General features: G+C 50.5%; 7 protein-coding genes. 2 read left to right on the forward strand and 5 right to left on the reverse strand.

Annotation, left to right across the window (positions count from 1 at the left end):
- A partial coding sequence (locus tag ACTF5G_RS06175; protein WP_438951949.1) for a malate synthase G occupies positions 1-1,576 on the forward strand: 1,576 nt, incomplete at its 5' end.
- Between the two features lie 92 nt (positions 1,577-1,668).
- Here ACTF5G_RS06175 and ACTF5G_RS06180 read toward each other — a convergent pair.
- Positions 1,669-2,640 carry a GNAT family N-acetyltransferase gene (locus ACTF5G_RS06180; protein WP_438951950.1) on the reverse strand — a complete coding sequence of 324 codons (972 nt, stop codon included), beginning with the start codon at positions 2,638-2,640 and terminating at the stop codon, positions 1,669-1,671.
- Between the two features lie 93 nt (positions 2,641-2,733).
- Between ACTF5G_RS06180 and ggt the strand changes: the two genes are divergently transcribed.
- Complete coding sequence (gene ggt / locus ACTF5G_RS06185; RefSeq protein WP_438951951.1) at positions 2,734-4,461, forward strand: gamma-glutamyltransferase; 1,728 nt, start codon at positions 2,734-2,736, stop codon at positions 4,459-4,461.
- A gap of 30 nt (positions 4,462-4,491) precedes the next feature.
- Here ggt and ACTF5G_RS06190 read toward each other — a convergent pair whose 3' ends face one another.
- From ACTF5G_RS06190 to mnmA, 4 genes are all read right to left on the reverse strand, one after another.
- Positions 4,492-5,430, reverse strand: a complete 939-nt coding sequence (locus ACTF5G_RS06190) for a cupin domain-containing protein (protein ID WP_438951952.1) — start codon at positions 5,428-5,430, stop codon at positions 4,492-4,494.
- 58 nt (positions 5,431-5,488) lie between these two features.
- Positions 5,489-6,856 carry an adenylosuccinate lyase gene (gene purB, locus ACTF5G_RS06195; RefSeq protein WP_438951953.1) on the reverse strand — a complete coding sequence of 456 codons (1,368 nt, stop codon included), beginning with the start codon at positions 6,854-6,856 and terminating at the stop codon, positions 5,489-5,491.
- An 89-nt stretch (positions 6,857-6,945) separates the two neighbouring features.
- Positions 6,946-7,569, reverse strand: coding sequence for a high frequency lysogenization protein HflD (gene hflD / locus ACTF5G_RS06200; RefSeq protein ID WP_438951954.1), 624 nt, complete (start codon positions 7,567-7,569; stop codon positions 6,946-6,948).
- Positions 7,563-8,669 carry a tRNA 2-thiouridine(34) synthase MnmA gene (mnmA, locus tag ACTF5G_RS06205; RefSeq protein ID WP_438951955.1) on the reverse strand — a complete coding sequence of 369 codons (1,107 nt, stop codon included), beginning with the start codon at positions 8,667-8,669 and terminating at the stop codon, positions 7,563-7,565. The genes hflD and mnmA overlap by 7 nt, the downstream gene beginning before the upstream one ends.
- Positions 8,670-8,712 lie beyond the last annotated feature (43 nt).

An 8,712-nucleotide genomic window follows, 5' to 3' on the forward strand; every position in this document is an offset into this window, starting at 1 on the left:
TGGCGAGTTACAGGTTACGTTGAGCGACGGTAGCCAGGTTGGGTTAGCCGATCCTGGTAAGTTTGTCGGGTATCAAGGGGAAGCTGAAAATCCGGATGCTATTCTTTTTGAAAACAATAATATACATATGGAAGTTCAAGTTGATAGGAGAAGTCAGATAGGCTCTTCTGATCCGGCAGGCATCAAGGACATCCTGATGGAAGCGGCATTGACCACCATCATGGACTGTGAAGATTCCGTCGCCGCCGTGGATGCTGAGGATAAGGCTCTGGTTTATCGCAACTGGCTGGGTCTGATGAAAGGCGACCTGGAGGAAACCCTCAACAAGGCTGGCAGGACCATTGTGCGACGCATGAATCCCGATCGGGAGTACACCACGCCTACTGGCAATACGCTGGTGTTGCCCGGTCGCAGCCTGCTGTTTGTCCGCAATGTGGGACACCTGATGACCAATCCTGCGATTCTTGATGCAGAGGGTAATGAAATTCCCGAAGGGATTATGGATGCCATGATCACCAGCCTGATCGCTATCCATGACCTGAAAGGCAACAGCGCGGTCCGCAACAGTAAAACCGGCAGTGTTTATATCGTAAAGCCGAAAATGCACGGCCAGGAAGAAGTGGCATTTACCAACGGCCTGTTTAATGCCGTGGAAGATGCCCTTGCCCTACCCAGAAATACTCTGAAAGTGGGCATTATGGATGAGGAACGCCGCACGTCTGTCAACCTGAAAGAGTGTATTCGCGCTGCCAGTGAACGCGTAGTGTTTATCAACACGGGCTTCCTGGATCGCACAGGTGATGAAATTCATACCAGCATGGAAGCCGGTCCCTTTGCACCAAAAGGCCAGCTGAAGACCCTGAAGTGGATTACCGCTTACGAAGACCAGAACGTCGATGTGGGGCTGGCTTGCGGTCTCAAAGGTCGTGCCCAGATTGGCAAGGGCATGTGGCCGATTCCAGACCATATGGCCGATATGATGGTGGACAAGATAGGCCACCCTAAAGCAGGCGCCAACACTGCCTGGGTACCTTCTCCCACTGCAGCCACATTGCACGCGATCCACTATCATCAGGTAGATGTATTTGCCCTGCAAAATGAACTGGCGAAGCGGGTTCCCGCTAGTGTGGATGATATTTTGACGATCCCGTTACTGGATGGTGAGCTGACCGAAGATGAGATCCAGAAAGAGCTCGACAACAATGCTCAAGGTATTCTCGGTTACGTGGTTCGCTGGGTGGAGCAGGGTATTGGTTGTTCGAAGGTGCCAGATATTAACCATGTCGGCCTGATGGAGGACCGGGCAACCCTGCGCATTTCCAGTCAACACATAGCCAACTGGCTGCGTCATGATATTTGCGGTGAGGAGCAAGTGATGGAAACCATGCAGCGCATGGCTAAAATTGTCGATGCCCAGAATGCTGACGATTCCGGTTATCGCCCAATGGCACCGAATTTTGCTACCAGTGTGGCTTTTGCCGCTGCCTGTGATCTGGTGTTCAAAGGTTGTGCCCAGCCCAGTGGTTACACAGAACCCCTGCTGCATGCCTATCGACAGAAGGCGAAGTTACAATAATTGTCGATGCTATCTGATAAAAACGCCATTCATGGGAATGGCGTTTTTATCTTTACGAACTGGAGCATTTAGGCTGAAGATTGCTGTTTCACCTAGATATTCAGGCGCCTCAACTCGGGGTCTACATCCCCCTGTTCCCAATGCTTGTCAAACTCTTCTACCAGTTCAATCGCTTCCAGTGGGGCATGGGACACGGCATAACCAATAAAACGCTCAGGCTCCTGTTTGTAAAGAATACCGCTCTTGTCGATCAATAAAAACTCACGGTGCAGACAGGGCTCCAGCGAATTGAACTTTCGCATCTGAATACGGCTTGGCAGGCGGTGACAGAGCTCCTTGAGCTGGTTAGTCTGATGTGTCACCTGGTAAAGATCCCTGACCAGTATTTTCACTCTGGCCAGTGGGTGGCTGGTGGCAAAAGTATAAATTGCATCGCAAAATTCCGTATTGCTATAAATAACCGCTTCCAGTTGCTCTGAGAAAATACGAATCTCCCGATGGGCCAATTGCACCAGTGTGACAGCTTGATTACGGAATTTGTCGACCCCTTCAATGGAAATTTTCTGACGGTCTTCTTCAGAAATTTCTTTCAGAGCCGGTTTTGGTGTGTTGTCGGTATATTGGTGCAGATCTAGCACCATTTTTTTGTGTGGAATACCCGCATCGATAAAAGGTTCGCCCTCTGAAGCGAAGCCCAAGCCCTCGTAGAAGGGCAATGCCTTGATCTGTGCGTTCAGCGTCAGTTTCTGCAGTCCCTCTCGGACAGCATATTTAATAATCTTACGCATCATTGCAGATCCGACACCCATCTGGCGATATTCCTCCAACACAGCCATTCTGCCTATTTGGCCATCTGGCAGCATTCTCGCCGTTGCCATTGCCGTATCGTGAGGTCCGTAGGCCAGCCAGTGAATGGCAGTCAGATCGTATTCGTCGATCTCTTCCTCCTCAGGCACATGCTGCTCTTTGACGAACACTTGATACCGTATCGCTTTCAGTTGTGCGTTGGAGTTTTGCCAACTGGTTTGTTCAACCTCAATCGGGAAAAAATCAATGGTTTCCACAAATACCCCCTTTATTCATATCTTAGCCGCGGGATGGCCATATAAACAGTCCTGGATGTTAAGATCCGAGCTCTGGTGCAAAAAGGAATTAATGTGGGTGTTTTGATCATAAGTCTGGTGCTATTGGCCATGTCATTACCGGCGATGCTTTATGCCGATGGTGCCCCGGCAGTTTTTGAATACGACGACCGCTTTCATCCGGTTTATTCAGATAGCGGTATGGTTGTATCACAGGAATATCTGGCCAGCGAAGTGGGTGCCGAGATTTTGAAGCGGGGAGGTAATGCTGTCGATGCAGCCGTTGCTACAGGCTTTGCAATGGCCGTCACATTGCCCCAGGCCGGTAACCTCGGCGGTGGCGGATTCATGATGGTGTACCTGGCAAACAAAGATAAAACACTGGCTATCGACTACCGTGAAATGGCCCCGGCTGCCGCCCGGCAGGACCAGTTTGTCGATCACGATGGGGAGGTCGACAAGACGCTCTCACGCTTCAGTCATCAGGCAGCTGGCGTCCCCGGAACCGTGGCCGGTCTCGTTCACGCCCTTGAGCGCTACGGTACGATGAGCCTGTCAAAAGTGATGACTCCGGCTATCGAGCTGGCCAGAAAAGGCTTTGTTGTAAACCATGAATTGGCCGATTCACTCACCAGGGCAGCCCCCCGATTGCAGCCGCACCCCGCATCTTCCCGCTATTTCTTTGGCGCGGATGGTGAGCCACTCAAGGTCGGCAGCATCTGGCGCCAGGCTGATCTGGCGGTCACGCTTGAATTGATTTCCAACAGAGGTACAGACGGCTTTTATCGCGGTCCGGTTGCCAAGTTAATTACAGATGAAATGGCGAGAGGCAATGGCCTGATTACAGCGCGAGATTTGATTAAATATCGCGTTGTTGAACGCAAGCCTGTATCTGGAACCTATCGTGGCTATCGTATAGATGCCATGCCGCCGCCATCTTCCGGTGGCGTCCATCTTATACAGATCCTCAATATTCTTGAAGGCTGGAATCTGGTGTCCCATGGCCACAACAGCGCGGCTTATCTGCATCGCCTGATAGAATCCATGCGACGCGCTTATGCTGACCACAGCAGGCACCTTGGTGACCCGGATTTTTATCCGGTTCCGGTAGACGGCCTGATTGACAAACAATACGCAGCACAGTTGCGCGGTGGCATTGATTTGAATAAAGCCAGTCGGTCGGAAGACGTGCAACCAAATCTGGCTGTGCCGGAAGAAAGTCCGCAGACGACGTACTATTCAGTGTGGGACAAGCAGGGCAATGTGGTAAGCAACACCTATACGCTGAACTTTTCATACGGTAGTGGTATTGCTGTGACGGGAGCCGGTTTTTTGCTCAACAATGAGATGGATGATTTTTCAGCGAAGGCGGGAGCTGCCAATGCCTACGGGCTGACCGGTGAAGAGGCCAATGCCATCGGACCGGGAAAACGACCCCTGTCCTCAATGACACCAACGATAGTGTTTCAGAACGGCAAACCGGTAATGGCCATGGGTAGTCCAGGGGGCAGCACAATAATAACAGTGGTACTTCAGCATATTCTGAATCGCCTGGATTTTGGTACGAACATTGCCGAGGCCGCTGCAGTGCCTCGAATTCATCATCAATGGTTGCCTGATCAGGTTGTTTTTGAGCATGGTATCAGTCCTGATACTGTCAGAATCCTCGAGCAAATGGGACATGAGGCCTCCCCCCAAACTCGTGTGCTGGGGAGAATTCAGGCTATTGCCAAAGAAAAGAATAACCTTTCAGGTGTTACCGATACCCGTTGGCCGGGTGGGGGCGTTGCAATAGATAAGTAAGTCGAACAGAGGAGGGCATACCCTATGGGTTTACTTGTCAACCTGTTCACCATTTAAATAGGCTTTTCCGGCAATACTGGCGCGACGATCACCGTCGGCCTCATCAACCAAATCTGGATATTTTGGTGCTGTCATATAACGGGCAAACCAGTCACTGAGCAATGCTTTATCTTCAGCCAGCCCCTTGAGCATGACCTGAACCTGTGTGATAAAGGCAGGATCAATCGCTTCAGTTGCCATGCTGGGAGTCAATGGTGGATCCCGGTAGTAGCTACTGTTCCCCTGAGCCATAAGTTCCGTAGTGAGGTCGTCAAGCATATCGGTGAGCGTTGGCGATCTGAAACCGATTGAATAGGTGAGGCAGTCATTCTCTGCAACTCCCCAATGGGAAATTCCCGGAGGCAGATAAAGCATGTCACCGGGATTTAGGATCCATTCTTCCTTGACATCAAACGCCTGGAGGATCCGCAGCTGGGTTTCGGGCAGGAGCGGTGATTGTTGATCACAAAGGCTACCAATCTGCCAGCGCCGCTGTCCTTGTCCTTGTAAAAGGAATACATCGTAGTAATCAAAGTGGGGGCCAACACTACCCCCGACCGGGGCATAACTGACCATCACATCATCGATTCGCCAGCGCGGGAGAAAGTTAAAATGGGTCAGCAGTGCCTTTACTTCCGGCACCCATAGGTCGACGCCCTGAACCAAAAGGCTCCAGCAGCTTTCTGGCAGTAGAGCGAAAATTTCCTCATCAAATGGCCCGTGCTGAACTTCCCAGGGTCCGGATTCTCCTGCTTCAAAGACGATCCTTGATTCCACTTCTTCTTCCAGGGACAAGCCTGCAAGCTCGTCGGCGGTCAGCGGGGACTTGAAGTCACGAAAAGCGTTACGAATCAGCAGCGGCTTTTTCTGCCAGTACTTTGCGAGAAATTCCTCAGCCGATAATGTTCCAAGAATGGATTGAATGGTCATGGCTGTCCTCGCAGAATCCGGGCAACTTTCAAAGTCCGCCTGAAGTGACTGGTTAAAATTAGATCGCTTTTGCCTGGGAGGTGGCATTGCCAGTGTAATTGGACGGTGTCAGAGCCAGCAGTTCGGCTTTGGCCTTTTCAGGTATATCCAGCGAGTCGACAAATGCCTGGATTTTTTCCTGGGTGATTACCTGCCCTCGGGTCAGAGCCTTCAGCTTTTCATAGGGCTCCGGAATATTGTAACGGCGCATCACCGTTTGTACCGGTTCGGCTAGCACTTCCCAGGCACCCTCGAGATCAGCTTCCAGTCGCAGCTGGTTCAGCTCCAGTTTGCCGACACCCTTTAATGTCGATTGATAGGCAATCAGGCTGTACCCGAAACCCACACCCATATTGCGCAATACGGTGGAATCTGTGAGGTCCCTTTGCCAGCGCGAAATGGGCAACTTTTGGGCAAGGTGAGTAAATATGGCATTTGCGATACCCAGATTGCCCTCGGCATTCTCGAAATCTATCGGGTTTACCTTGTGGGGCATAGTGGACGAACCCACTTCCCCGGCGATGGTTTTCTGTTTGAAATAGCCCAGTGAGATATAGCCCCAGATGTCGCGATTGAAGTCGATCAGGATGGTATTAAGTCGGGCAATCGCATCAAACAGTTCTGCAATGTAGTCGTGTGGTTCTATTTGGGTGGTATAGGGATTCCACACCAGGCCCAACCCTGTAACAAATGTTTCCGCATTACTTGCCCAATCGACAGCTGGGTAGGCAGACAGGTGCGCATTGTAGTTGCCAACAGCACCGTTGATTTTCGCCATTAATGACACTTGTTGAATCTGTTTGAGTTGTCGTGTCAGTCGGTAAACAACATTGGCCATCTCCTTACCTATGGTGGTGGGAGAGGCTGTCTGGCCATGGGTGCGAGCCAACATAGGCACGTCAGCGTAACGGTGGGCCAATTCGGTCAGTTGTTGCACAATCTGGCCAACCTGTGGCAGCAGAATCTGATCACGACCCTCCTTCAACATCAGTGCATGGGCGATATTGTTGATATCCTCCGATGTACAGGCAAAGTGTACGAACTCTGATATTGCCAGTAACTCCGGGGTTGAGGCGATGGATTCCTTGATAAAGTATTCAACCGCTTTCACATCATGATTGGTGGTGCGCTCGATGTCTTTGATCCGTGCGGCATCCCGCTCATCAAACTTTTCCAGCAGTTGATTGAGAACTGTATTGGCAATATCAGAGAAAGGTGGAATTTCTTTCAGGTCGGGATGAGATGCCAGCTGTTGTAACCAGCGGACTTCTACGGTAACACGGCATTTAATTAAACCAAATTCACTGAAAATCGCCCGTAATGGCTCTGTTTTGCTACTGTAGCGACCGTCAATCGGGGAAATGGCAGTAAGTTCAGAAAAGTTCATGAGAATATCTTGCGTCCGGATCGGCAAATCCGGAGATTTTACCCGATGTGTTTGGGGTTTTCAGGAAAAATTGCTGAAAGTCTCTGAAGTTATGTGCGTAATGTATGGAGCTGGGCGAGAAGCTGCTTACGGTTGAAAATCAAGTGGTAGCGTTTGCCTCCTAGCTGATGCCAGAGAATGGCTGCCCTGATACCGGAAAAAAGCAGGCATCGTATGCGTTGAGCAATGGAATCCTGTTGCAGGTAACCTGCATATCCGTTTACCTGGATACGGTAGCGAAAAGTACTGATACTGTCTTGATAGATCTGCGCCAGGTTCGCAATGACGTTCGCGTGGCTGACTGAAGAAAAGTGTGTCACCTGGCGGCCGGCCTGTTCCAACCGTTCTCCGATCATGTTGATCATGGCTCTGTTGTTAAGCAGTTTTCTGGACAAGTGAATAACCCCCACCGCATAACGTAATGTGTCGGACTGTTTGGCCGTTGTCTGCATTGTCAGTAGCTCCTGCAGGGTTTCTACTCCCAACTGAAGGTTGTCCACTGAGCCGAATACCTGTTCGGTATTGTCCGGATTCTGCTGAAAAAGGCTCTCGATACAGACTTGAAATCGGTCTGTTGGTATTGATCCGGTCTTTGCCAGTGTTTCGACGAGCTGGCAGGCCTGAAAAATTCCACCGAGTGCAATAATTTGATCTCGCGTAGGTTTCTTCAGCATAGTGATTTAACCGAGTTCCACGTGTTGTCTATGACTCCACCACCCATGCAAATATCTCCATCGTAAAACACCACGGATTGTCCGGGAGTGACTGCTCTTTGTCGCTCATCAAACAGAATCTGATAGCCATCATTATTTTTTATCACGGTACACCCCTGATCAGTCTGTCGATAGCGAACTTTAGCTTTACACCTGAATTCATTTCGGGCGGGCAGACCATTGATCCAGTGAATGTCGATGGCACTTAAACTATCAGAGAACAGGCGAGGGTGCTCGGCCCCCTGGGCGACGATCAGTATATTTCTGGAAAGGTCCTTGCCTACAACATACCAGGGATCATTTGTGGCATCTCGAAGGCCGCCTATTCCCAGTCCCTGACGTTGTCCCAGAGTATGGTACATCAATCCCTGATGGACACCGATAACTAAGCCCTCAGTATTCTCGATATCACCGGGTTGCGCCGGAATGTATTGCTTGAGGAAATCTTTGAAACGACGTTCACCGATAAAGCAGATGCCGGTAGAGTCGTGTTTGGTTGCTGTGGCCAGACCATGCTGTTCGGCAAGGTTCCGTACTGCCGGTTTCTCCAGCTCACCGAGGGGGAACAGCGATTGGGCAAAAGCGGCTTCATCAACAGCGTGGAGGAAATAGCTCTGATCCTTGTTGTTGTCCAGCCCCTTCAACAGAAAAGTTTGCCCGTTTCTGTCAAGACGTCTTACATAGTGGCCTGTGGCGATGGTCTCTGCGCCAAGAATCCGGGCATAATCGAGAAAGGTTTTGAACTTGATTTCCCGGTTACAGAGAACATCGGGGTTCGGCGTACGGCCCGCCCGGTATTCGGCTAAAAAATACTCAAAAACATTGTCCCAGTATTCGGCAGCGAAATTGGCCGTATGCAGACGAATGCCCAATGAATTTGCAACAGCTTGGGCATCATTGAGATCCTGACGTGCGGTACAGTATTCTGTTCCATCATCTTCATCCCAATTTTTCATGAACAGGCCTTCCACATCGAAACCCTGCTTTTGCAGCAGCAAAGCAGTAACGGAGGAATCTACGCCGCCGGACATGCCGACAATGACTTTTTTGGGTGAGCTCATAGGGGGGCGAATTTTACCGGTGAGTTTTCAGTAAATCCAATGG

It is taken from the genome of Porticoccus sp., from assembly GCF_965660005.1.
GTDB lineage: Bacteria > Pseudomonadota > Gammaproteobacteria > Pseudomonadales > Porticoccaceae > Porticoccus.

Coding starts and splice junctions, on each gene's coding strand:
- ACTF5G_RS06190 (WP_438951952.1), bottom strand. CDS start 5,430: ATGACCATTCAATCCATTCTTGGAACATTATCGGCTGAGGAATTTCTC.
- purB (WP_438951953.1), bottom strand. CDS start 6,856: ATGAACTTTTCTGAACTTACTGCCATTTCCCCGATTGACGGTCGCTAC.
- hflD (WP_438951954.1), bottom strand. CDS start 7,569: ATGCTGAAGAAACCTACGCGAGATCAAATTATTGCACTCGGTGGAATT.
- mnmA (WP_438951955.1), bottom strand. CDS start 8,669: ATGAGCTCACCCAAAAAAGTCATTGTCGGCATGTCCGGCGGCGTAGAT.